Origin of the sequence: Pseudoalteromonas sp. AOP7-A1-14, from assembly GCF_052376275.1 — a bacterium.
Taxonomy (GTDB): domain Bacteria; phylum Pseudomonadota; class Gammaproteobacteria; order Enterobacterales; family Alteromonadaceae; genus Pseudoalteromonas.
Genome location: NZ_JBQSVO010000313.1, coordinates 1 through 310 on the forward strand (window position 1 = coordinate 1; position 310 = coordinate 310).

1 protein-coding gene is annotated in these 310 nt (G+C 46.5%); it reads left to right on the forward strand.

The annotated features are described in order from the left end of the window. Window positions 1-310, forward strand: a 310-nt coding sequence (locus ACT3RM_RS18275; RefSeq protein WP_444511566.1) for a cyclase family protein, incomplete at both ends; no start/stop codon positions are given.

Here is a 310-nt window from a genome sequence, read left to right on the forward strand (position 1 = left end):
TTGGTATGGCGATAAAGTTTTTGGCGGCGTATCCGCTGATAGCACCGTGCATGGTCATGATCACGTTGATGTTGGTGTATTGGGAGAACATGGTGTCGTTGGCCGAGGTATTCTGTTAGATGTTGGACGTTTGAAAGGCGGTAAGTCAGGCCGTCTTCCAATTAGCAGTTGCGTTACACTTGACGATTTAAAAGAAACAGCTAAAGCTCAAAACGTAACCGTTGAAAAGCGTGACATACTTTTAATTCGCACCGGTTCTGTCGGTCGCTTTTATACCGATACCCCTGATGCACCCTGGTCAGCAACAACT